This window comes from Metabacillus sp. FJAT-52054 (assembly GCF_037201815.1).
GTDB lineage: Bacteria > Bacillota > Bacilli > Bacillales > Bacillaceae > Metabacillus_B > Metabacillus_B sediminis.
The window spans coordinates 1,885,708-1,907,573 of sequence record NZ_CP147407.1 but is presented as its reverse complement, the minus strand read 5'-3'; the positions used below and the strand labels follow the sequence as shown (position 1 = coordinate 1,907,573).

The window sequence follows — 21,866 nt, the reverse complement described above, 5'->3', positions numbered from 1 at the left end:
ATCGAAATTAAAATAGGACTAGCATGAAATGAAGGAGAGGAAGGACAAATAATAGACTGTCAAAGCGATCCAATATACCTCCGTGACCAGGAAGGATCTGTCCGGAGTCCTTCACATGATAATGCCTTTTTAGTGCTGACTCGACTAAATCGCCCACTTGTCCAAAAACAGACAAAAATACGGTGATTAAAGCGACAATGACATAGGAATGCACAATTGGCATTACCGCCTCAAAAATAATTGAAACAATCAGCGCGCAGAAAATACCTCCAAAAAAGCCCTCAATCGTTTTATTTGGACTTATTTCCGGCCACAGTTTGTGTTTTCCAATCGATTTCCCTATAAAATAAGCACCTGTGTCCGTAGCCCAGATAACAAGAAGAGCAAAAACGATAAATTCCAGCCCCAAAGCTCTTGTCTCGATAAAATAGTAAAATCCGATTCCGATATACATAACCGAGAGAAGTGAAAATCCTACATCATCAAATGAAAAGCGGTTTTTCGTTATGACGGTATATGTCAAAAAGAGCAGCACCCCTAGAAGGGCAACCTCTAATTTTGAAATATGTATGTTCCCAAGTACAATTATATGACTCGATGGAATGAGCAAGATCCACAAAAGCAGGACGCTGATAAGCCCCGGTATGCTTACCAGGTGAATTTTTTTCATCTTCAGCAGTTCGTACAGGCTGATTGTGCTTAAAATATAAATAGCAAAACTAAACGGGATGCCCCCCAGTATGACAAATGGCAGGAAAAGCGCTAGTGCCAGTACTGCTGTTATTATTCGCTGTATCATTTCTCTTCACCTTCTATACTCCGCCAAATCTGCGGCCCCTTTGCTGATATTCAGCGATTGCGTGGATTAAGTCTTCTTCTTTAAAATCAGGCCACAGGACATTTGTAAACCAAAATTCAGTATACGCGAGCTGCCATAGCATAAAGTTGCTGAGACGTATTTCTCCGCTCGTCCGAATCAGCAAATCCGGATCCTGCAGTGATTCTGTCATTAAATAAGAAGAAAAAAGCTCTTCGTTAATATCTTCTGTTCGTAACCTGCCATTTTTTGAGTCTTCGACAAGGTTTTGAATTCCTTTGACTATCTCTGTCCGGCTTCCGTAATTAAGAGCAAAATTTAAAACAAGACCTGTATTAGCCGAGGTTTCCCGAATCGCTTTCTCAACAGCACTTAGCGTGTGCTTTGGAAGACGGCTGGTTTCTCCCATAATCTTCACTTGGACGTTCTCTTCAATTAATTCAGGCAGAAATGTCGTTAAGAACTCCTCTGGAAGCTTCATTAAGTAATCCACTTCAATTTTAGGCCTTTTCCAATTTTCTGTTGAAAAAGCATAAAGTGTTAAAGCGCTCACACCAAGCCCGCTGGCAAGTTTAGTGATTTTTCTGACCACCTTCATCCCTTCATGATGGCCAGCCATTCTGGGAAGTGCCCGGTTTTTAGCCCATCTGCCATTCCCATCCATTATAATAGCGATGTGAGAAGGGATTGGTCCATCAATCACATCTTTTTTTGTGTATGTATGATTGGCGGAAGGCGAAACAGTCCTTCTGCCCCTTCTGAAAAAGTTAAGCATGTGATTCCTCCATCACCCGGCAGCTAATGGTTCTTAGCGATCCCTAGCCGTGTTAACAGTATTAACAAAAAAACCCCCTGTAAACGTTAGAGGGTCTTTTGCACACTTCTATTTTACATAGAAAAACGTTAAACTTCCATGATTTCTTTATCTTTGTCTTTAGCGATTTGATCCAGTTTGCTAATATAGCTGTCTGTAAGCTTTTGAACTTCATCAGAAAGACCGCGCAATTCATCTTCCGTCATGTCGCCATTTTTTTCTGCCTTTTTCAAATCATCATTTGCATCACGGCGGATATTGCGAATTCCAACCTTTGCTTCCTCTGCATACTTTTTAACAAGTTTGCCAAGCTCACGGCGTCTTTCTTCTGTAAGAGCGGGAATGGCAATACGTACAATCGTCCCGTCGTTAGTTGGATTCAGACCAAGATCTGCTTTCTGAATTGCTTTTTCAATGTCGCCAAGTGCGGATTTATCATAAGGAGTAATGATAAGCATGCGAGCTTCCGGAACACTGATTGAAGCAAGCTGGTTCACAGGTGTTGGTGCTCCGTAATATTCTACCGTAACTTTATCAAGCAGCGATGCACTTGCACGTCCTGCACGAACAGTAGCAAGCTCGCGCTGAAATGCAGAAACTGCTTTTTCCATTCTGTCTTTCGCCTGATTAATATGCTGGTTTGCCATATTATTTCCCCCTCACAATCGTTCCGATGTTTTCACCAAGTACGGCTCTTTTAATATTTCCCTCTTCCATTATAGAGAAAACGATTAGTGCTATATCGTTATCCATGCAAAGAGATGATGCTGTAGAATCCATGACAGCAAGTCCGTCTTTCAGTACATCTAAGTAAGAAAGCTCTTCATACTTAACAGCACTTGCATCTTTAAGCGGATCTGCATTATATACGCCATCCACATTGTTTTTCGCCATAAGAATCACGTCTGCTTCAATTTCAGCTGCACGCAGCGCTGCTGTCGTATCGGTTGAAAAATACGGATTTCCTGTACCGGCTGCAAAAATGACAACACGTTTCTTCTCGAGGTGACGGATGGCTTTTCTTCTGATATAAGGTTCTGCAACCTGTCTCATTTCAATGGAGGTTTGAACTCTAGTCTGAATGCCGAGATTTTCAAGGCTGTCCTGCAGCGCCAGGGAGTTCATGACGGTCGCAAGCATTCCCATATAATCCGCTGTCGCGCGGTCCATGCCCATTTCACTGCCGACTTTACCGCGCCAGATGTTTCCGCCGCCAACGACAACAGCTACTTCCACATCCATCTCTGCAATTTCCTTTACCTGTGTGGCAATGGATTTAATAACGCTCGGATTGATGCCAAACCCTTGAGGGCCTGCTAAAGCTTCTCCGCTTAATTTTAAGACGATGCGCTTATATTTAGGATTATTCATAATAGCCTCCAAATCATTTCATTAAAATTCCATTAAATAAGACAAGATGCTGATTTGCCAATCCCCCTCGCATTCAAGCTTAGGGGTGACAAAGAGTTCCTGTCTTGAAAAAACGGGAACACTGTCGTGTTCCCATTTTCATTACTTGTATAAATTCATTAAAGCAAAAGGATTATTTGCGGACTTGGTTCATAACTTCTTCAGCAAAGTTATCCTGGCGCTTTTCAATACCTTCTCCAACTTCGAAGCGGATGAAAGTTTTAACTTGAGCGTTATAAGAAGCAACAAATTGCTTCACTTTTTGATCTGGGTTTTTAACGAAGCTTTGGTCAAGAAGGCAGATATCTTCAAAGTACTTTCCAAGACGGCCTTCAACCATTTTAGCAACGATGTTTTCAGGTTTTCCTTCGTTAAGAGCCTGTTGAGTCAATACTTCGCGCTCGCGGTCAGCTTCTTCTTGAGAAACCTGGTCACGGCTGATGTATTTAGGGTTAACGGCAGCAACGTGCATAGCAACGTCTTTTGCAGCTCCCTCGTCTGTTGTTCCTTCAAGAACAGTTAGAACCGCAATACGGCCGCCCATGTGAAGGTATGCTCCGAAAGCATCACTGTCTGTTTTGGTAACAACTTCAAAGCGGCGAAGAGAGATTCTTTCACCGATTGTTGCTACAGCAGAATGAATGCGCTCTTCTACAGATGAACCATTGTCCATTTTGGAAGCAAGAGCTTCTTCAAGAGTAGCTGGTTTAGCAGTTAGAAGGTGTGATGCAAGCTCGCTGATAAGCGCTTTAAAGCCTTCGTTTTTCGCAACAAAATCTGTTTCCGAGTTTACTTCAAGAATAACAGCTTCGTTTCCTTCTGTTTTAACAGCAGCAAGACCTTCTGCCGCGATGCGGTCAGATTTTTTTGCAGCTTTCGCAATTCCTTTTTCACGAAGGTAATCAATTGCCTTGTCCAAATCACCGTTAGTTTCTGTCAGCGCTTTTTTGCAATCCATCATTCCTGCGCCAGTTTTTTCACGAAGTTCCTTAACCATTTGAGCAGTAACTGCCATGGGGAATTCCTCCTTAGAATTTAAAGTTATGTAAAGCAATACTTTTTCTTTTTAAAAAAAGGTGATAAAAGGCCTTACCCTCTTATCACCTTTTTGTTAGCTCATTAAGCAGTTGTTGTTTCTTCTTCAGCAGCTTCTTCGCCTTCGTTGCCTTGTTTAGCTTCAAGGATTGCGTCAGCCATTTTACCAGTAAGAAGTTTCACTGCACGGATTGCGTCATCATTTGCAGGGATAACGTGGTCAATCTCGTCTGGATCACAGTTAGTATCAACGATGCCAATGATCGGAATGTTCAATTTGTGTGCTTCTGCAACAGCGATGCGCTCTTTGCGAGGATCGATGATGAACAGAGCATCCGGAAGGGATTTCATATCTTTAATTCCGCCTAGGAATTTTTCAAGACGCTCAAGCTCTTTTTTAAGCTGAACAACTTCTTTTTTAGGCAGAACTTCGAAAGTACCGTCTTCCTGCATTTTTTCAATGTCTTTTAGACGCTTAATACGCTTTTGGATTGTTTCGAAGTTTGTTAGCGTTCCACCCAACCAGCGTTGGTTTACATAGTACATGCCTGAACGTTGAGCTTCTTCTTTAACAGAATCCTGAGCTTGTTTTTTTGTACCAACGAAAAGAATTTTACCGCCGTTAGCAGCCAATTCTTTTGTTACGTTGTACGCTTCTTCAACCTTTTTAACTGTCTTTTGAAGGTCGATGATGTAGATGCCGTTACGCTCTGTGAAGATGTAACGTTTCATTTTTGGGTTCCAGCGGCGTGTTTGGTGACCGAAGTGAACACCAGCTTCAAGCAATTGTTTCATTGAAATTACTGACATGTTAATTTTCCTCCTAATGGTTTTTCTCCTCCGCTTTACATCATTTCCAAGCAAAACTGACTGAACAGCACCGATGCTTGAATCTGTAAGCGTGTGTATTAACACCAAGAGAAAATATACCATAGTCAGAGATCTTAATCAAGCTTTTAATCACTAATTTTGCCGAAATTTAAGAAGAAGCTCGACCTCTGTTTTGCCTTTATTCGTTTTTTTTGCAATTTCTTCTATAGAATATCCTTTTTCATGCAGGGTGACAACCTCATCAGCATTTTTTAAGGCTGGTGAAGTCCACTCAATGGAATCTTCCATAACTTCAGCATGTTTAAGGTGTTCAGGAAGGAGTTCAACAGGGTCGGGTTCTTTACGGTCATGTTTCTTTTGATCAGGCTCTTCCTTTTTTTCAGTAATCGTTCCGGTTTTTCCTGGCGCAGAAGTTCGGTCCAGTTCTTTTAAAAAACGGTCATGCTCTTCCTTTTGTTCCAGCATGAAGGCTGCCAGCAGCTGTTCTGTCTCTTCAAGAATCGACTCCTGTTCATTCTTTGTCTGCTTCAAGGATGAGATTTTTGTAAATAGCAGCAAGATGAGATAAAAGGAAATGATATGAAGAAGGATGCTTGTGAAAGTAAGAATACCGTTCATGGTGACCCTCTTTCCGTCAATTTTCATAAAAAAATGAGGCGCTGCTGACATTTCTCCGAATTGAATGGAAATAAAATGTCTGTAACGCCCTGGTGTTTAATTCATGAATTTTTCCATAATTCTTCTTAATTTAAATAAAGCTTTGGAGTGAATCTGCGATATTCTCGATGTAGACAGGCCCATAACTTGTCCAATTTCTGTCAAGGTGAGTTCATCTTTATAAAATAAGGAAACGACCAGCTGTTCTTTTTCTGACAGCTCACTGATAACGTCTGAAAGCTGGCCGATCATCTCCTGTTTCAGTATGCTGTCCTCCGGTGTTTCGCTTCTGTCATCCTTAATGGCAATGCCCAAATAATCCCCATCATCATGGTCAGGCAGATACTCATCAATCGATAAAACATTTGCAAAAAAACCTTCATTGACGGCTGTAAGCACCTCGTCCTCTGAAATTCCCATTTCATGCGCAATTTCTAAAGGAGTTACATTTCTTAAATATTTTTGCTCCAATTTTTCGATGACGGTTTCTACCCGCTTCGCTTTTTCGCGCGAGCTTCTCGGCAGCCAGTCTTCTTTTCGAAGCCCATCAATAATTGCTCCCCTGATTCGAAAAGAAGCATAGGTGTCGAATTTCAAATCTCTTCCAGGATCGAATTTTTCAAGTGCATCATATAACCCATACAGGCCGAGACTCATCAAATCATCCCTGCTGACTGTCTTTGGAAGCCCTACAGAAATCCTTTGAACATGAAATGTAACAAGCGGTGTATACCTCCGGATCAGCGCATCTCCAGCTAAAGGATCTCTATTACTCACCCATTTTTTCCATATCTGCTGTTCTTCTTTGCCTGTCAATTGAGTCATAACCTTTCCCCCTAGTGTCTATGGCCTTTCTTACCCGCTTATATAATGGTTGTTCCTAAATTTACAGTGCGTATAGTCAGCAAAGAAGTAGCAGGATCAAATTCAATGGTTCTCCCGCTCGATCCGCCTGTTTCTGAGGAGATAAGCGGTATGGAATGGCAGGATAAAAGCTCTTTAACGGCTTCTATATTCCTTGGACCAATCCTCATCGTTTCATTTTGTGTTTTAAACGCGAACATCTGGGCACCGCCTGCCATTTTTGCTTTCAGCCGCGAACTGGGAGAACCCATTTTCTCAAGCTTCTTCAGCAAATCAAAGAAGGCGGTATCTGCATACTTATACCGGTTAAACTGTTCGTTCCTGGCCAAATCGGATGTCGGCAGCATAATGTGGGCCATTCCCGCATTTTTTCTGTCCTGGTCATAAAGCACAAGCCCCACACAGGAACCGAGCCCTGAAGTACGGAGCTTTATAGGAGATGCTGCAGCATTCATGTCAGCGATGCCGACTTTTATGATATTTGCTGTTTCAAGCTTCATCGCTTACACCAAGTGCACGGTAAAAGTGGTCAAATGATTCATAATCCGGCAGAAGGAAAAGATGTCCCTGAAATGAATGGCCATCCTGCCGGTCCTCCTCCCGGATCACAGTTTGAATCGATACCGCAAAGTCAGCCGCCTTCGAGAGTTCAATCAATCCCTCGCTAATTACAGCACCAAACATATCGATGGAAAAATCCGGGACCTCAGGTATAAATGAGAGCTTTGTCAAATCTGACAAAGAGGTTAAATAGGAGCCTATTAAAATATTGCCCAGTTCTATTAATGCAGATTTTCCGTATTCGCTATATGGGGGGATACTCAGATTTAATGAAGGTTTGCCGGTAATTTCCCGGACAAATTTCTCCGCCTGGGCAACCTCCATAATAAAGTACAGTGAACCTGAAATCTCTCCGGCTGCTTTTAAAAAAATACAAGCTACTTCTTTTTCAGCCCCGCCCATCACTTCCGTAAGTTCATTAAACGTTACTGTTTTAACATCCGGGACGTCCATGCCGATCTTTCGGCCAAGCATGAGGGATAGGGCTGTAGCAGAATGAGCCGCGCCTATATTCGCCATTTCTTTTAAGACATCTAGCTGTTCAAATTTAAGACTCATTCCCATCACGCTCCGCTGGATGCGGGCAATGAAGGCGAATGGAGTACTTCCTCCAGGTCGAGCATAATAATTAAACGTTTATCAACCTTGACAACTCCGCTGATATAATCCGTTTTAATGATACCCGCTACTTCCGGAGAAGGCTCAATCTGCTCAGCTCTTATATCAATGACGTCATTAGCTGCGTCAGCGATTAGACCGGCTTCTGTGTCATGAATCGAAACGACGATCATCCGTGTAAATTCCGTCGGTTCATACGAACTAAGTTCAAATCTTTCACGCAGATCAATAACAGGAGTTATGACTCCTCTTAAATTTAGCACTCCCGTAATATAAGAGGCTGTTCCAGGCACTCTTGTAATCGATTGCACCTTCTCAATCGATTTTACAAGCTCTACAGGAATACCGAATTCTTCCTCGCCTAACCGGAAAATAATGATTTTTTTTTCGATCGATTCATTTGTCTGCATGCTCAAAACATCCCCCGTCCTTATTTAATAAGTGCATTGCAGTCAACAATTAACGCCACTTCCCCATCTCCAAGGATGGTTGCTCCTGAAATAGCAAAGACTCCATTTAAATAGCTTCCCAGAGGTTTCAGAACAACTTCAAGCTGGCCGATAAACGAGTCTACAACGAGACCTGCAAGACGCTCGCCTTTTTTCACGACCACCATGGAAAGATATTCAGATTCCTCCGCTTCATCCTGAGGGACATCAAAAATCTGTTTTAAGAAAACAAGCGGAACAATTTTCCCTCTAAAATCAATGACCTTTTGATTATGGGCATTCATAATATCTTCTTTCCGGATGACTGCCGTTTCAATGACAGATGAAATTGGAATCGCAAATTTCTCTTTTTCCAATTCGACGAGCAGGACTGAAATGATACTCAATGTTAATGGCAGCTGAACTGAGAACAAAGAGCCTTTGCCTTCCTCAGAGTCAACAGTTACGGAACCGCCTAAGGCTTCGATTGCACTTTTCACAACATCCAGTCCTACACCTCTTCCGGAGATATCTGAGATCTGTTCGGCAGTGGAAAAACCGGGAGCAAAAATCAGTTCATTAATTTGGCGCTCAGTCATCTCAAGGGATGATGCTTCTGTCACAATTCCTCTCTCTATTGCTCTGCGCAATACTTTTTCACGATTGATTCCCGCTCCGTCATCTGAAACTTCGATGAATACGTGATTTCCGCTATGGTATGCTTTTAGCTCAACTCGGCCTGTTTCAGATTTCGCTTTTCCTGCTCTTATTTCAGGAGCCTCGATTCCATGATCCATTGAATTGCGGATTAAATGGACAAGCGGATCCCCAATTTCATCAATAACGGTGCGATCCAGTTCCGTTTCTGCACCGGAGATATGAAGATCGATTTTTTTATTCAAATCCTTCGCAAGCTGTCTGACCATTCTCGGAAAGCGATTAAATACCGTTTCAATCGGTACCATTCTCATATTGAGAATGATGCTTTGCAAATCACCCGAGATTCTTGTCATCCTCTCAACTGTCTCCTGAAGTTCAGCATTTTTCAAATCCTTTGATATGGTTTCAAGCCGGCCTCTGTCGATGACCAATTCTTCAAATAAATTCATTAATATATCAAGACGGTCGATGTTGACCCGGATTGTTTTGGAACTTGTTTTTGCCTTTTGTGCAGCTTCAGGTGCAGCTTCAGGCACAGCGGCAAGCTCTGCTGATGCTCCCGCAGCTTCCTGTAATGCCGCGGCTGTTTCCTCTTGTGCTGCAAGATACTCTAAATTAATGGGCAGTGCTTCTGCCTTCTCTATCTCTGAAACTTTTAAAATACGGCTCTCGAGCTCTTCTTTGCTCATTTGCGTTAATATTGCCACAGAAAATTCATTTTCAAAGTTTTCTTCTTCCAGCTGATCGACAGAAGGAACACTTTTTACAATTTCACCGGCTTGATCAAGGATTTCAAATACCATGAATGCCCTGACAGCTTTTAGAAGACACCCTTCACGAAGCTGGACGGTCAGTTCAAATGCATGAAAGCCCTGCTCATTGGATTGCATAATTATGGTTTTTTGAAAATCATCATAGGACCCAAGTTTATTCTCACCTGAAACGGATGGTGAAAGAGCAATCTTCTCAGGAACATCTGAGCCATTCTCAATTGCCTTCAAACGGCTGACAACATGTTCCACATCTTTTTTTCCATCACCGCCATCAGCGATCGAGAAAACCATTTCTTCCAATAAATCAACGGCCGCAAAAACTGTATCAAGAAGAACAGGCGTCACTGAATTTTTTCCGTTGCGGATCGCATCCAGCACGTTCTCCATTTGATGAGTCAAATTTGCAAGATCTTCATAACCCATTGTGGCGCTCATTCCTTTTAGAGTATGAGCGGACCGGAAAATATCGTTTACAATGGATAAATTTTCAGGGCTTTTCTCAAGTTCGAGCAGCTTCTCGTTGCATGCCTGAAGATGCTCCTTGCTTTCTTCGATGAATATTTCTAAATATTGACTCATTTCCATCTGCTTTCGCCCCTTACGATTGTATATAGTGCATAATTTTTTCCGCTATATGGTCTACATGATCAATCGAATCTATCAATTTAGCACCAATTGCGCTCTTCGGCATTCCGAATACAACTGAAGTCTGTTCCGATTCCGCGATGGAAAGTGTATTTCCTTTTTCTTTTAATGAAGAAAGACCCTTTGTTCCATCGCTGCCCATCCCCGTCATAATGACGGCGATGTTCTTATGATGCTCGATTTCGCTTATTGACTCAAAAAGTACATCCACGGATGGGCGGTGGCCGTTCCGGATCGGTGTTTCCTCCACTTTTACATAAAGGCTTGTCCCCTTTTTAATTACGGTCAAATGGGAGCCTCCGGGAGCTATATACGCCGTTCCATTTTCTGCTTTTTCCCCATCAGCTGCTTCTTTCACTTGAATCTTGCTCATTTTATTCAGCCGGTCTGCAAGAGAAGCTGTAAATCCTTTAGGCATATGCTGGACAATAAAGACCGGTGCATTCAATTCAGAAGGGAGCTCCGGCAGAACCCTTTGGAGCGCTCTTGGTCCTCCAGTAGATGTACCAATGCAAATGATTTGATCATAATGTCGAAATTTGCTGTCAAAACTAGGATTTTTATCCCTTACAGTGGATATTTTACTATATTTTTCAAGGTAAAGGGGGGGATTTTGATTTTTTTTAGGGTCTAACGGCACAAATATTTTTGCATTCTTGGATTGAAGTACTTTTTCCCTCAGCTCGTCTCTGATTTTATGCAAATCCAGTGAGATTGAACCCGATGGCTTGGCAACAAAATCTACGGCACCGGTCTCTAATGCCCGGATTGTCGACTCAGCGCCTGACTGAGTCGTGGATGAGAGCATAATCACGGGTCTTGGAAATTTCTCCATGATTTCTTTTAATGCAGCCATACCGTCCATAACAGGCATTTCTACGTCCATTGTTACGACATCCGGTGAAAGCTTCTCGACCAGATTTAAAGCCTCCCTCCCGTTTTTTGCCGTTCCAATGACTTCAATGCCCTGAAAACCGTGCAGAAAATCTGAAATCATTTTTCTCATAAATGCCGAATCGTCAACAATTAATACCTTCATGTTATCCACCTTTTCCTGCCGTGCTGCTAAAAAGCGTTTTTAAGCGATCCATGAATAAGCTTGGCCGGCTTGTATTTTCAATGAAACCCTCATTCATTGCTAAAAATGATGCCGCTGCCTGGCGAATGGACCTCGAGTACTTGGCCTTAGGAAAGGACTGTGTAATAGGATTTCGTTTGATTACCGCTTGCATGACAGCAGGATCATCCGGTAAAATTCCAAGAAGCTTTGGCTCCTTTGAAAGAAATTTACTAAGGACTGACGAAATCCGTCCGTATGCATTTGCCCCCTCTTTTTCCGTCTTCGTTTTATTCATCATAATAGACATTCTTGTCTCAGGGCTGCTTAATAAAATGTGCTTTGCAGCAGAATAAGCATCCATTAAAGATGTTGGCTCAGGAGTTACGATTAAGAATACTTCATCGGCAGCAAGCAGAAATTGCAGACTCTCCTTTGTCATTCCCGCCCCCATGTCAAAGAATATAAAATCATACACTTTCGTGAGCTCATCCAATTCAAGAATAAAAGCATCCAGATGAGTGCCTTTTAGCTCAAAGAATTCATTAAATGCCCTTCCTCCGGGAATATAGTCGAAGCCGGAGGGGCTTTTTTCAATAATTTCATTAAAAGAAAGGTTTTTCTTCCAAAAATCCAAAATAGAATGCTCGGGACTTTCACCTAGAAGAATATCTACATTTCCCATACCAATATCTAAATCAAACAGTAAAACCTTTTGCTCCAATCGAGACAGCTCCAAGCAAAAATTCACGGTAAAGCTGGATTTGCCTGTACCGCCTTTTCCGCTTGCAATCCCAATTGTTTTAGCACGGTTCGGCGTATCTTCTTTGGCTTTGGATATCATTTGTCTGAGTCTCTCAGCCTGATCGTTCATGCTTGCCCCCCAGAATCATATCAACTAGTAAAGTTTCTTTAGCCGGTAATAGGTCATCAGGAACATTCTGGCCGGCCGTTATGCAGGCAATGCCCTTGTTTGATAATTTTGCAGCTTCATATAATGCCCCGAATGTATCTGTTTCATCAAGCTTTGTAAAAATCAGCTTATTTATTTGGAGGGGTTCAAATTGCTCGATAATATCCCGCATGTCTTTTTTCTTTGATGTTGCTGATAGCGTTAAAAAGATGTCCATATCCTGATCCATACCAATTAACGAGTGTAAATCTTGAATGTATTGGCCGTTCTTATAGTTTCTGCCGGCAGTATCAACAAAAACATGATCAATTTGTTCGAATTTCTTTTTTGCCTCTTCAAAATCTTCCCGGTTATAGCAAACCTCGATTTGGATATCCAGAATTTTCGCATAGGTTTTCAGCTGGTCGATCGCTGAAATACGATACGTATCTGTCGTAATAAACGCAACCGATTTCTGTCTGTTAATTAAGCAATCGGCTGCAAGCTTCGCAATGGTCGTCGTTTTACCGACACCTGTAGGTCCTGCAATCACGATAAACCGGCTTTGATACTCCATTCCATTAAAAGGCAAATCTCTCAGTCCATTGATCAGAATTTGACCCGCCTCTTTGCGGCATGCCTCTTCATTTTGATGATCCTTTGACTGGAACCAAAATGTTAGAAGCTCCTGGACTGTGTCATCCAGAATCTCAGAGCCGATTTCCTGCTCCTCCAATTCCTTGTAAATAACTTCAATGGGTTCAGGAAGTTTTAATGAGGAGCCTCCTGATGCAATTTTGCGGTACTCCAGCTTCCCATCCCGAAGGTCTTTGCCGAGCAGCTGATCTTTCTCCCCCGGTAAAGGGGCAGCATTTTCTTTTTGAACCGGCTTTGTCTGCTCCTCTGTATCAGGATCTGCAGCAGCGAACACTTCAATTTGCTTTTTTGTAAATAAGCCAAGGAACCCGCCTTTTTCTACCGCTTTTGAATGGAGAATAACCGCATCCTGCCCGAGATCTTCCTTCACTCTTTTCATGGCTTCCTGCATCGTATCTGCTGTATATTTTTTTACTTTCATGCTACATTCACCACTCCCACGCTCTGAACTTCAACGTTTGATTCGAGTTCATTATAAGAAAGAACCGGCACATCCGGAAAATACCGTTCCAATAGTTGCTTTACATACATTCTGACAGCCGGTGAGCAAAGCAGCACAGGTGAGCTGCCCAGTAAAGACAGCGATTCAATCTCTTTCGCTACCGATTCGATGATCGCCTGGGAAACTGAAGGGTCAAGAGATAAATAGTTTCCGTGTTCCGTTTGCTGAACACCCTCAGCGACCAGCTTTTCAACTCTTCCGGAAAACGTCACGACTTTAAGCACTTGGCCATCTCCTGAAAATGCCTGAGTAATCTGTTTTGCCAGGGCCTGTCTGGCATACTCTGTTAAAATATCGCTGTCAGACGTCATTTTTCCATAGTCAGCCAGCGTTTCAAATATAACAGGCAAATTGCGAATGGACACATTCTCTTTCAAAAGATTGGATAATACTTTCTGAATATCACCAATTGATAGCGGTGAAGGCGTCACTTCGTCTACCAGTATTGGGTACGCTTCTTTTAAATGGTCAATAAGCTGCTTTGTTTCCTGCCGTCCCAGTAGCTCAGATGCATGTTTTTTTATGGTTTCTGTTATATGAGTGGAAACAACTGACGGCGGGTCCACTACTGTGTATCCATAAAGCTCTGCCTGATCTTTCATCGCTTCAGAGATCCATTTAGCAGGAAGGCCGAACGAAGGCTCAATCGTATCAATTCCTTCGATCGCATCTTCATCCGCTCCTGGTGCCATCGCAAGATAATGCTCAAGCAGCAGATCTCCCCTGGCTGCTTCGCTACCTTTAATTTTCAGTCTGTATTCATTTGGCTGGAGCTGGATGTTGTCTCTTATTCTCACAACTGGAATGACAATGCCCAGTTCGATGGCAAGCTGTCTTCTGATCATCACGATCCTGTCGAGCAAATCCCCTCCCTGCGAGCTATCTGCAAGCGGGATTAGTCCATAGCCGAATTCAAATTCTATCGGATCCATACTAAGAAGCTGTACGATGCTTTCCGGGCTTTTCATCTCTTCCGGATCAGGCTGCATCTCAAGCTCTGATTCAGGTACTTCTTTTAGCTTTTTCTGACTCTGCTGCATCACATAGGCACCGAACGCCAGCGCACCGCCGATCGGCGCAGTAACGAGGAGACCGATTGGCGTGAAAAGACCGAGCATCATCATCGAGCCTGCTGCCACATACATCATTTGCGGATAAGCAAATAGCTGTTTGCTGATATCTCCGCCCAGATTTCCTTCAGATGCTGCTCTTGTAACAACGATTCCTGTAGCTGTGGAAATCAGCAGTGCTGGAATTTGGCTTACGATTCCGTCTCCTACCGATAGCATGGTGAAATGGCTTGCTGCTTCGGCAAAGGGCATTCCCTGCTGGACGACACCAACAATCATACCGAAGATTAAATTGATGATAACGATGATGATACCCGCGATGGCATCCCCTTTTACAAATTTGCTCGCACCATCCATTGCTCCATAAAAATCCGCTTCATTCCCTACTTTTTCTCTGCGGATTCTCGCTTCCTGCTCCGATATCATTCCTGCATTTAAATCCGCATCAATACTCATTTGCTTACCCGGCATTGCGTCAAGTGTAAAGCGGGCTGCAACTTCGGAAACACGCTCAGAGCCCTTCGTAATAACAACAAACTGGATAATCACCAATATGATAAACACGACAAATCCTACCAGAACGTTTCCGCCGACAACAAATGTTCCGAAGGTCTCGACTACTTTTCCCCCTTCTCCATTTGAAAGGATGGCTCTCGTTGTCGAAACATTAAGCCCGAGTCTAAATAGAGTTAAGAGCAAAAGCAAAGAAGGAAATATGGAAAACTCAAGCGGTTCTCTCATATTCATGGTTGTTAGGAGCACCAGCAGTGCCAGAGAGATATTGCAAATAATCAGAAGGCTCAACAGCCATGTTGGAAACGGGATGATCAGCATGGCGACAATGAGCACAACGCTAAAAAGTACGGATAAATCTCTTGTTGACATGTTCCTTCCTCGCTTTCAATCTCACGAATTACATTTTATTTTTAAGCCTGTAAATATAGGCCAGTATTTCTGCTATCGTCTTGAAAAATTCCTCAGGAACCGCTTGTCCGATTTCAACCTGTGCATAAAGAGCTCTTGCCAGCGGCTTGTTTTCAATGGCTGCTATATTGTGGCTTTTGGCAATTTCTTTAATTTTCTGTGCAACGAGATCCGCTCCTTTCGCTACAACAAAGGGGGCATCCATTTTTGATTCGTCATACTTCAGCGCAATCGCAAAATGTGTTGGATTCGTAATAATTACATCAGCGTCAGGAACGTCCTGCATCATTCTCCGCATGGCCATCTCTCTTTGTTTTTGCTTAATTTTTGATTTAATGAGCGGGTCGCCTTCGGATTTTTTGTATTCATCTTTTATATCCTGTTTCGACATCCGGATATTTTTCTCAAAATCGTATTTTTGATATAAATAGTCTAATAACGAAAGGAATAAAAGGGCTCCCCCTGCTGCCAGACCCATCTGTACGGTTAAGCTGCCAAGGAACTGCAGTGATTGTTCCACTGTCAGGTATGGCAATCGCAATATGTCACCCAGCCTAAGCCATATTACTGCCGCAGTAACCCCGCCTGTAAACAGGATCTTCAGGATTGATTTAAGAAATTCTACTAGTGCCCGGATTGAGTATATCCGTTTGAATCCTTTAAGCGGATCTATTTTTTCCAGTTTTGGCTGAATGCTTTCGGTTGAAAAAAGAAAGCCAACCTGTATATAGTTGCTGATTATACCTGCAGCAAGGGCGGCTCCCATAACGGGAGCGAGCAAAATGGCCGCTTCCATTGTGACGGACCCAAGCAGATTTTGAACACTTTCCTCTGTTACTTCGAGCATCATATAGTCATTAATGCTGCCGCGAACAAAACCTATGAGACGATCTCTGTAAAAAGCTCCGGCTACCATCAGGGTGAAAAATACGGCGAGCAAATTCACGGCCATATTTACATCGGCACTTTTGGTAACCTGTCCCTTTTTCCTTGAGTCCTGTCTTTTTTTCGGAGTGGCTTTCTCAGTTTTCTCACCTGAAAAAAACTGTATATCAAGTTTTATTAGCATTTTCCACTCCCCCAAGAAGCCTGACCAAATCTCTCATGGTTTCTGCCATCGTCTCAAAAAGTCCTTCCATCGTAAAAAACAAGGCCCCCATCACAATAATCAGTAAAATAAATGCACTCAGCATTTTCACAGGAAGCCCGACAACAAATATATTCATCTGCGGCACTGTCTTTGCTACAATCCCGAGTGCAATATCAATGATAAATAATGAACCGACGATCGGAAGTGACATTTGGAAAGCAATTAAAAACATCAGAGAAAAAGATTTGATGATGAATTCAGGAATGGCTTCGCTGTTTAAAGAAAAAGATACTGTTTCCGGCGGGATATATTGAAAACTGTAGTAAACCCCGTCCAAAAGCATATGATGAGCATTCAGGCTAAGCATGAACAGTAAAGCAAGTGTATTCAGAAGCTGTGCGATTAAAGGGCTCTGCGTTCCTGTTTGCGGATCGATAATATTGGCAATGGCAAATCCAATCTGAAAATCCATAAAACTGCCGGCAATCGTGATTCCAGAGAATATAAGGTATGCTATAAAACCAATCATCAATCCTGTAAAGACTTCTTTCAAAAGCAGCTGAAAATAAAACCCGTCGATTTCAAGTTCCTGCGGCTTCAATGTTTCATACATGATCAGTGCCAGAAAAAATGAAAAACCTGCTTTATGAAATGCCGGAATTGTCCGATATGAAAAGAGAGGCAGTGTAATCATAAAAGCAGACATTCTGGCAAATAATAATAGAAAAAAAGGATAATGGCTTATAAGTGACATATTAGCCTACAAACCGATCCAGATTGCCAAAAATACTGGATGCATAGGATACCAGTGTTGTGAGCATCCATGGTCCAAAAAAAATCAGTCCGACCATCACAGCTACTATTTTTGGAATAAATGCAAGAGTCTGTTCCTGAATTTGAGTAGTTGCCTGAAAAATACTGACCGCAAGACCAATAACCAATGCGACAAGCAGCAGCGGCCCGCAAATCAGCAGGGTAGTATAAACCGCTTTTTCAGCAATGGAAATGACCATCTCCGAACTCATTGATATTCCTCCTTAAAAACTTTGAAGCAGTGACTTAATCACCAAATACCAGCCATCAACGAGTACAAAGAGCAAAATCTTAAATGGCAGTGAAATCATAACGGGAGGAAGCATCATCATCCCCATCGACATCAGAATACTTGCTACGACCATGTCAATGACAAGGAATGGGATGAAGATCATAAAACCGATTTGAAAGGCTGTTTTAATTTCACTAATGGCATAGGCCGGAACCAGCGCAGTTATGGGGATGTCATCGACTGTTTTAGGTTTTTCGATGTTTGCATAATTTAAGAACAATTCCAGGTCTTTTTGTCTTGTATGTTTGCTCATGAATTCCTTAAATGGTTTTTCCGCTTTCACATACGCTTCTTCCAGCGTGATTTTCTCTTCCAATAATGGCGTGAGCGCCTGCTCGTTAGCCTCAGATAAAACAGGTCCCATAATAAAAAAAGTTAAAAACAGGGAAAGTCCAATCAGTACTTGATTTGGAGGCATTTGCTGCGTTGCAAGGGAAGTTCTGACAAAAGACAGGACAATGACAATCCTTGTAAAGCACGTAAACAGGATTAAGATGCTTGGTGCCAGAGATAACACGGTCAGCAAAAGCAGCAGCTGAACGGAGGTGCTTACACTTTCGGCTTCCCCTGAACCCAATATGCCCATAAGCTCATTCATTTCTTCCAGTCCCTTTCCTGATCCACTCTTGTTCCTTTTGCTTTCTTTCTGATCCAAGTTCTTCAAGCTGCTTTTGAAGAGCTTGCTTAAAGGATGAACGATTCTTTTCTTCAGATTTAACTCCGATCGATTGAACTGCCTTTGATACGATCGTTTTTGCTCCCTGCAAATCGACACCTTTATCTTCATACTGACGAATAATCCGTTCCACTTCTTCTTCGTTTTCAATCACTTTAAGAAGCTGAATGGAATCCCCTACACCAACTAGAAGAACCTCTTCACCCGCTTTTACAAGCTGAATCGATCGGTTTTGACCTAAAGATGTTCCTCCCAGTGTCTGAAGATAATTCACTGGTTTCATCAGCTTGTTTCTTGATGAAATCAGCCTGAAAAGAATATAGATAAGACCGACTACGAAAAGAGTTGCAAAAATCATTTTTATGAAGTCCCACGCGGTAACCCCAGGCTTGTTTTCCACCTGGGGAGCAGGGACAGATTTCTCACTCTTTTTCTCCGAATCAGTCGTTTTATCCTTTTGCTGAAGATAATCCTGGACCGTGCCGTCTTTTTCGGCTGCCGCAGATATATGGTGTTGAAAAGGAGAAAAAACTGAGATTAGAAAAATAAGAGCGGCTGCTGTAATTTTCATCATTTTTTGCACGCTGCACACCGGCTTAGCTAAGTGATTTTTGAATAGCTTCAATTACGCGATCCGCTTGAAAGGGTTTAACGATAAAATCCTTCGCTCCAGCTTGAATGGCGTCGATTACCATAGCCTGCTGCCCCATTGCGGAACACATAATTACTTTGGCATTCGGATTTAATTTTTTAATTTCTTTCAAGGCTGTGATGCCATCCATTTCAGGCATGGTGATATCCATCGTAACTAAATCAGGCTGATGTTCTTTATATTTTTCAACTGCCTGTGCACCATCTGCTGCTTCTCCTACTACATCAAATCCATTTTTAGAAAGAATATCCTTAATCATCATTCTCATAAATGCTGCATCGTCTACGATTAAAATTCTCTTTGCCATGTTTGCCACTCCCGTTTACTTAAGTTTATTTAGTCTGTCTTGCTGGCTGATAATATCTGTTACTCGAACTCCGAAGTTCTCGTCGATGACAACAACTTCGCCTTTTGCTACGATTTTACGGTTAATTAGTATGTCTACTGGCTCACCTGCAAGTTTATCAAGCTCAATAATGGAGCCTGAAGACAGCTCGAGGATTTCTTTAATGGACCGCTTAGTACGGCCAAGCTCTACGGTCACTTGCAGAGGTATATCCATCAGCAGGTCCAGATTTCTGCGATCACCGCTTAAAGATTGCATCGGCTCAAAGCTTGCAAATTCTGCCGGCTTCACATCATACTCAGGCTTAGGCGGATTGTAGGCAGGCTCAGGCTGCTTCGCATATTCCTGATAAGCGGCTCCGTTTGCGGCCTGATGTACAGGCTCTTTTTCAGGAGCAGGCGTCTGGACTTTCGGTTCAGCGGGTGCTGCCGGTGCCGGAGGATTCATCAATTCAAAAATAAGATCTTTTGCAAATTGCAGAGGAAGAACCTGCATTATGCTTGAGTCAATCAAGTTGCCCACCTTTAGCCGGAAAGACACCTTAATAATTAATTCTGAATCAGGAATGGCATCCGTTCCCTCTCCTGCGTTGATGTTCAATAGTTCAAGTTTAGGCGGACTGATATCTACTTTTTTGTTAAAAATGGTAGACATGCTTGTTGCAGCCGAACCCATCATTTGATTCATTGCTTCCTGAACGGCACTGATATGAATATCGCCTAGTGAGGGATCTGGATTAATTCCATCTCCTCCAATCATCAGGTCTGCAATAATCGCCGCATCATTTTGTTCAATTACAAGCAGATTACTGCCAGAGAATCCTTCCGTGTAAGTGACTTCGATGGCCACATAAGGCTGAGGAAACTCATGAGCAAGCTTGTTTTTTTCAATAATTGATACCTCTGGTGTGGTGATATCCACTTTTTGATTCAGTAAAGTGGATAAAGCGGTAGCAGAGCTCCCAAATGATATATTTCCAATTTCGCCGAGCGCATCAGCTTCCATTTCATCCAGATAATCTCCAACCTCTTTACCTTTAGCCGGTTCTTCTTCTAATCCAGTACCTTTAAGCAATGCATCGATTTCATCTTGTGATAGCATTTCATTACTCCCCATCTTCGTCACCCCCAAAATAGTGGTCAAGAATCTGCACAGCTAATTTGCGGTTTAATTTTCCAGGCTGTCCTGTATATTTTGGTTTGTCTCCTATTTTAATCAGGAGCGGCTGATCAATGGATTGATCCATTTGAATGATGTCTCCGGATTGCAGCTCCATAAATTCGTGAATGGTAATTTCAGAGGAACCTAATTCTGCTGAAACCGTAATATCTGTCAATTCAATCCGCTTTTGAAGAGCTTCTGTTTCCGCAGGGTTCCGTTCTTTCCTGTCTGACTGCATCCAGTAGTGAACGGATAGCTTTGGAATAATCGGCTCAAGAACGACATGCGGGATGCATAAATTAATCATTCCGCTGGTGTCTCCTACTTGGGCTGTCAGAGAGATGACAATAACCGTTTCATTTGGAGAAACCATTTGAATAAATTGCGGATTCACTTCAAATTCCTGCATCTCCGGCTCAATACTTGTAATTGAACTCCATGCCTCCCTGTAATTATCAAGGGATTTTTCGAAAAGATTGGACATAATTCTTGTTTCAATCTCTGTCAATGTATCAATCTTATTAAAACCAGATCCAATTCCGCCCATTACTCGATCCATCATTGCATAAGCGATGTTCGGGTTGACTTCCATGACAATCCGGCCTTCAAGAGGCTGAACTTGAAAAATATTCAAAATCGTCATCTTAGGCATCGAACGCACGAACTCTTCATATGGAACCTGATCAACGGATGCCACAGTAATCTGGATGTACGTTCTCAGCTGTGCAGAGAAATACGTAGTAAGAAGCCGGGCAAAGTTTTCATGGATCCGGGTAAGGCTTCTGATCTGATCTTTGGAAAAGCGCAGAGCTCTTTTAAAATCATACGTTTTGATTTTTTTCTCCGCTTCTTCTCTTTTAAGCTCTTCTGCATCCATTTCTCCTGTAGTAATGGCTGATAGAAGTGCATCAATTTCATTTTGCGATAATATTTCACCGGACATGACGTTACCTCCTTAAACAAATATTCATCATTGCAGGATGAAGGAGGTAGTGTAGACCTTCTCAACTTTTCCTTCTTGCATCAGATTGTTAATGCTTCCCATGATCGTTTTCTTTAACGATTCCTTGCCATTCTTTCCTGCAAGCTGTTTAGCGTTCATATTGCTTAATTCCGAGATGATGACATCCTTTACCTGAAACTCTCTTTTTTCAAGCTCTTCCTTTGCTTTCTTTGAATCTGTTTCTAACTTTAGGGAAATCCGGACGATATTCCCGCTTGCAAGATTTGTCGTAAGCTCAGGAACTTCAACAGAAGCCTCCACTATTTCATCAATGGTTGGCGCTCCTGATGTGTCTTTCTCAAAAAAATTAGTCATTACCGCTAATGCCGCAACTCCAATCAGCGTAATAGAGGTAATAATGATAAACATAATGGATAATAGCTTTTTATTCATTTTCCTGCTCCTTTAGCTTGTTCGTCATGGCTAAAAGGCCAATTTCCCGATAAAAATTTGTCATCCGCTCAATCACTTCTTCTTCTTTTTCTTTCACAATGAATTTTCTGCCGTTGGTTAAGGTAATAGCTGTATCAGGGAATGACTCTACTAACTCAATCTGTAAAGCATTTAAGTAAAATGGCTGTCCGGTTAAACGGGTCACTTTAATCATTAAGTTCAGGA

General features: G+C 42.3%; 26 protein-coding genes. All 26 read right to left on the bottom strand.

The annotated features are described in order from the left end of the window. Positions 1–7 precede the first annotated feature (7 nt). Positions 8–799 (bottom strand): phosphatidate cytidylyltransferase, encoded by a 792-nt coding sequence (locus WCV65_RS10060; RefSeq protein ID WP_035411849.1) that lies wholly within the window; start codon positions 797–799, stop codon positions 8–10. A gap of 13 nt (positions 800–812) precedes the next feature. Further along, a complete protein-coding gene (locus WCV65_RS10055; RefSeq protein ID WP_035411852.1) occupies positions 813–1,592 on the bottom strand; it encodes an isoprenyl transferase in 780 nt (259 codons plus the stop codon). 128 nt (positions 1,593–1,720) lie between these two features. Further along, entirely contained in the window at positions 1,721–2,278 is a 558-nt protein-coding gene (gene frr / locus WCV65_RS10050) for a ribosome recycling factor (protein WP_035411855.1), read from the bottom strand. Between the two features lies 1 nt (position 2,279). Next, complete coding sequence (gene pyrH / locus WCV65_RS10045) at positions 2,280–3,002, bottom strand: UMP kinase (RefSeq protein ID WP_035411860.1); 723 nt, start codon at positions 3,000–3,002, stop codon at positions 2,280–2,282. Positions 3,003–3,174: 172 nt separating this feature from the next. Beyond that, the gene (gene tsf, locus WCV65_RS10040) at positions 3,175–4,056 is read right to left on the bottom strand and encodes a translation elongation factor Ts (protein ID WP_035411863.1); all 882 of its coding nucleotides are present in this window, start codon (positions 4,054–4,056) and stop codon (positions 3,175–3,177) included. Positions 4,057–4,160: 104 nt separating this feature from the next. After that, a complete protein-coding gene (rpsB, locus tag WCV65_RS10035) occupies positions 4,161–4,886 on the bottom strand; it encodes a 30S ribosomal protein S2 (RefSeq protein WP_035411866.1) in 726 nt (241 codons plus the stop codon). A 153-nt stretch (positions 4,887–5,039) separates the two neighbouring features. Further along, positions 5,040–5,525, bottom strand: a complete 486-nt coding sequence (locus tag WCV65_RS10030) for a hypothetical protein (RefSeq protein ID WP_035411869.1) — start codon at positions 5,523–5,525, stop codon at positions 5,040–5,042. 96 nt (positions 5,526–5,621) lie between these two features. Further along, entirely contained in the window at positions 5,622–6,389 is a 768-nt protein-coding gene (locus WCV65_RS10025; RefSeq protein ID WP_082883914.1) for a FliA/WhiG family RNA polymerase sigma factor, read from the bottom strand. A 38-nt stretch (positions 6,390–6,427) separates the two neighbouring features. Then, positions 6,428–6,928 carry a chemotaxis protein CheD gene (locus WCV65_RS10020; RefSeq protein WP_035411872.1) on the bottom strand — a complete coding sequence of 167 codons (501 nt, stop codon included), beginning with the start codon at positions 6,926–6,928 and terminating at the stop codon, positions 6,428–6,430. Beyond that, positions 6,918–7,547, bottom strand: coding sequence for a chemotaxis protein CheC (locus WCV65_RS10015; RefSeq protein WP_035412087.1), 630 nt, complete (start codon positions 7,545–7,547; stop codon positions 6,918–6,920). The genes WCV65_RS10020 and WCV65_RS10015 overlap by 11 nt, the downstream gene beginning before the upstream one ends. A gap of 5 nt (positions 7,548–7,552) precedes the next feature. Next, entirely contained in the window at positions 7,553–8,017 is a 465-nt protein-coding gene (locus WCV65_RS10010) for a chemotaxis protein CheW (protein ID WP_338781944.1), read from the bottom strand. A gap of 20 nt (positions 8,018–8,037) precedes the next feature. Continuing rightward, positions 8,038–10,053: a chemotaxis protein CheA gene (locus WCV65_RS10005; RefSeq protein ID WP_338781942.1), complete on the bottom strand. Its 2,016-nt coding sequence runs from the start codon at positions 10,051–10,053 to the stop codon at positions 8,038–8,040. 13 nt (positions 10,054–10,066) lie between these two features. Beyond that, the gene (locus WCV65_RS10000) at positions 10,067–11,161 is read right to left on the bottom strand and encodes a chemotaxis response regulator protein-glutamate methylesterase (protein WP_156505984.1); all 1,095 of its coding nucleotides are present in this window, start codon (positions 11,159–11,161) and stop codon (positions 10,067–10,069) included. Next, on the bottom strand, positions 11,154–12,044 hold the full coding sequence (locus WCV65_RS09995) for a MinD/ParA family protein (RefSeq protein ID WP_338781939.1): 891 nt from the start codon (positions 12,042–12,044) through the stop codon (positions 11,154–11,156). Before WCV65_RS09995 ends, WCV65_RS10000 begins: the two co-directional genes overlap by 8 nt. Continuing rightward, positions 12,028–13,140 carry a flagellar biosynthesis protein FlhF gene (gene flhF / locus WCV65_RS09990; protein WP_035411887.1) on the bottom strand — a complete coding sequence of 371 codons (1,113 nt, stop codon included), beginning with the start codon at positions 13,138–13,140 and terminating at the stop codon, positions 12,028–12,030. Before flhF ends, WCV65_RS09995 begins: the two co-directional genes overlap by 17 nt. Then, a complete protein-coding gene (gene flhA, locus WCV65_RS09985; protein WP_338781937.1) occupies positions 13,137–15,176 on the bottom strand; it encodes a flagellar biosynthesis protein FlhA in 2,040 nt (679 codons plus the stop codon). The genes flhF and flhA overlap by 4 nt, the downstream gene beginning before the upstream one ends. Positions 15,177–15,204: 28 nt before the next feature. Beyond that, on the bottom strand, positions 15,205–16,284 hold the full coding sequence (gene flhB / locus WCV65_RS09980) for a flagellar biosynthesis protein FlhB (RefSeq protein ID WP_338781935.1): 1,080 nt from the start codon (positions 16,282–16,284) through the stop codon (positions 15,205–15,207). After that, the gene (gene fliR / locus WCV65_RS09975) at positions 16,268–17,059 is read right to left on the bottom strand and encodes a flagellar biosynthetic protein FliR (protein ID WP_338781933.1); all 792 of its coding nucleotides are present in this window, start codon (positions 17,057–17,059) and stop codon (positions 16,268–16,270) included. Before fliR ends, flhB begins: the two co-directional genes overlap by 17 nt. Before the next feature lies 1 nt (position 17,060). After that, positions 17,061–17,330 carry a flagellar biosynthesis protein FliQ gene (gene fliQ / locus WCV65_RS09970; protein WP_035411900.1) on the bottom strand — a complete coding sequence of 90 codons (270 nt, stop codon included), beginning with the start codon at positions 17,328–17,330 and terminating at the stop codon, positions 17,061–17,063. 12 nt (positions 17,331–17,342) lie between these two features. Further along, entirely contained in the window at positions 17,343–18,008 is a 666-nt protein-coding gene (fliP, locus tag WCV65_RS09965; RefSeq protein WP_035411902.1) for a flagellar type III secretion system pore protein FliP, read from the bottom strand. Continuing rightward, the gene (locus WCV65_RS09960; protein ID WP_338781930.1) at positions 18,001–18,660 is read right to left on the bottom strand and encodes a flagellar biosynthetic protein FliO; all 660 of its coding nucleotides are present in this window, start codon (positions 18,658–18,660) and stop codon (positions 18,001–18,003) included. The genes fliP and WCV65_RS09960 overlap by 8 nt, the downstream gene beginning before the upstream one ends. A gap of 22 nt (positions 18,661–18,682) precedes the next feature. Then, positions 18,683–19,045 carry a response regulator gene (locus WCV65_RS09955; RefSeq protein WP_035411905.1) on the bottom strand — a complete coding sequence of 121 codons (363 nt, stop codon included), beginning with the start codon at positions 19,043–19,045 and terminating at the stop codon, positions 18,683–18,685. A 15-nt stretch (positions 19,046–19,060) separates the two neighbouring features. Next, positions 19,061–20,200, bottom strand: coding sequence for a flagellar motor switch phosphatase FliY (fliY, locus tag WCV65_RS09950; protein WP_035411907.1), 1,140 nt, complete (start codon positions 20,198–20,200; stop codon positions 19,061–19,063). After that, entirely contained in the window at positions 20,190–21,188 is a 999-nt protein-coding gene (gene fliM / locus WCV65_RS09945; protein WP_035411910.1) for a flagellar motor switch protein FliM, read from the bottom strand. Before fliM ends, fliY begins: the two co-directional genes overlap by 11 nt. 27 nt (positions 21,189–21,215) lie before the next feature. Next, the gene (gene fliL / locus WCV65_RS09940) at positions 21,216–21,641 is read right to left on the bottom strand and encodes a flagellar basal body-associated protein FliL (RefSeq protein ID WP_035411913.1); all 426 of its coding nucleotides are present in this window, start codon (positions 21,639–21,641) and stop codon (positions 21,216–21,218) included. Beyond that, positions 21,634–21,855, bottom strand: a complete 222-nt coding sequence (locus WCV65_RS09935; protein ID WP_035412093.1) for a flagellar FlbD family protein — start codon at positions 21,853–21,855, stop codon at positions 21,634–21,636. Before WCV65_RS09935 ends, fliL begins: the two co-directional genes overlap by 8 nt. Positions 21,856–21,866 lie beyond the last annotated feature (11 nt).

Bases quoted from the DNA above. Each gene is read 5' to 3' on its own strand.
- WCV65_RS10060 (WP_035411849.1), bottom strand. From the start codon at position 799: ATGATACAGCGAATAATAACAGCAGTACTGGCACTAGCGCTTTTCCTG.
- WCV65_RS10055 (WP_035411852.1), bottom strand. From the start codon at position 1,592: ATGCTTAACTTTTTCAGAAGGGGCAGAAGGACTGTTTCGCCTTCCGCC.
- frr (WP_035411855.1), bottom strand. From the start codon at position 2,278: ATGGCAAACCAGCATATTAATCAGGCGAAAGACAGAATGGAAAAAGCA.
- pyrH (WP_035411860.1), bottom strand. From the start codon at position 3,002: ATGAATAATCCTAAATATAAGCGCATCGTCTTAAAATTAAGCGGAGAA.
- tsf (WP_035411863.1), bottom strand. From the start codon at position 4,056: ATGGCAGTTACTGCTCAAATGGTTAAGGAACTTCGTGAAAAAACTGGC.
- rpsB (WP_035411866.1), bottom strand. From the start codon at position 4,886: ATGTCAGTAATTTCAATGAAACAATTGCTTGAAGCTGGTGTTCACTTC.
- WCV65_RS10030 (WP_035411869.1), bottom strand. From the start codon at position 5,525: ATGAACGGTATTCTTACTTTCACAAGCATCCTTCTTCATATCATTTCC.
- WCV65_RS10025 (WP_082883914.1), bottom strand. From the start codon at position 6,389: ATGACTCAATTGACAGGCAAAGAAGAACAGCAGATATGGAAAAAATGG.
- WCV65_RS10020 (WP_035411872.1), bottom strand. From the start codon at position 6,928: ATGAAGCTTGAAACAGCAAATATCATAAAAGTCGGCATCGCTGACATG.
- WCV65_RS10015 (WP_035412087.1), bottom strand. From the start codon at position 7,547: ATGAGTCTTAAATTTGAACAGCTAGATGTCTTAAAAGAAATGGCGAAT.
- WCV65_RS10010 (WP_338781944.1), bottom strand. From the start codon at position 8,017: ATGCAGACAAATGAATCGATCGAAAAAAAAATCATTATTTTCCGGTTA.
- WCV65_RS10005 (WP_338781942.1), bottom strand. From the start codon at position 10,053: ATGGAAATGAGTCAATATTTAGAAATATTCATCGAAGAAAGCAAGGAG.
- WCV65_RS09995 (WP_338781939.1), bottom strand. From the start codon at position 12,044: ATGAACGATCAGGCTGAGAGACTCAGACAAATGATATCCAAAGCCAAA.
- flhF (WP_035411887.1), bottom strand. From the start codon at position 13,140: ATGAAAGTAAAAAAATATACAGCAGATACGATGCAGGAAGCCATGAAA.
- flhA (WP_338781937.1), bottom strand. From the start codon at position 15,176: ATGTCAACAAGAGATTTATCCGTACTTTTTAGCGTTGTGCTCATTGTC.
- flhB (WP_338781935.1), bottom strand. From the start codon at position 16,284: ATGCTAATAAAACTTGATATACAGTTTTTTTCAGGTGAGAAAACTGAG.
- fliR (WP_338781933.1), bottom strand. From the start codon at position 17,059: ATGTCACTTATAAGCCATTATCCTTTTTTTCTATTATTATTTGCCAGA.
- fliQ (WP_035411900.1), bottom strand. From the start codon at position 17,330: ATGAGTTCGGAGATGGTCATTTCCATTGCTGAAAAAGCGGTTTATACT.
- fliP (WP_035411902.1), bottom strand. From the start codon at position 18,008: ATGAATGAGCTTATGGGCATATTGGGTTCAGGGGAAGCCGAAAGTGTA.
- WCV65_RS09960 (WP_338781930.1), bottom strand. From the start codon at position 18,660: ATGATGAAAATTACAGCAGCCGCTCTTATTTTTCTAATCTCAGTTTTT.
- WCV65_RS09955 (WP_035411905.1), bottom strand. From the start codon at position 19,045: ATGGCAAAGAGAATTTTAATCGTAGACGATGCAGCATTTATGAGAATG.
- fliY (WP_035411907.1), bottom strand. From the start codon at position 20,200: ATGGGGAGTAATGAAATGCTATCACAAGATGAAATCGATGCATTGCTT.
- fliM (WP_035411910.1), bottom strand. From the start codon at position 21,188: ATGTCCGGTGAAATATTATCGCAAAATGAAATTGATGCACTTCTATCA.
- fliL (WP_035411913.1), bottom strand. From the start codon at position 21,641: ATGAATAAAAAGCTATTATCCATTATGTTTATCATTATTACCTCTATT.
- WCV65_RS09935 (WP_035412093.1), bottom strand. From the start codon at position 21,855: ATGATTAAAGTGACCCGTTTAACCGGACAGCCATTTTACTTAAATGCT.